The organism is Streptomyces sp. P17 (assembly GCF_032436805.1).
Classification (GTDB): Bacteria; Actinomycetota; Actinomycetes; order Streptomycetales; family Streptomycetaceae; genus Streptomyces.
On the sequence record NZ_JAVRBF010000817.1, the window covers coordinates 1 to 272 of the forward strand.

The 272-nt window shown below is 58.8% G+C and carries 1 protein-coding gene; it reads right to left on the reverse strand.

Going from position 1 to position 272, the window contains the following annotated elements:
* Positions 1–272 (reverse strand): hypothetical protein (locus RMT89_RS43070; RefSeq protein WP_315889208.1); only part of this gene is annotated, 272 nt, incomplete at both ends.

The window sequence follows — 272 nt, forward strand, 5'->3', positions numbered from 1 at the left end:
TGCCTGCCTCATGGTCGGCTTTTTGCTCATCGGTAAAGCGGTCGGGATATCTGGCGATGTCCTCACCGCGCTCACGCATGGCTTGGCGGCGGGTGAGTTGGCGCACGCCGCAGAGGCAGCCATAGCCGTTGGGCGGCATAATCTGTGCCCAAAGCTCATGCTCCACCGGCAAAATCAGGTTGTAATAGCGCTTGTGGCCGTCGCGCGGGCTATTGGCATAGCTGGGGATGTATTTGAGATAGGGTAGCGCACGCTTATTTTGCTGGATGCGC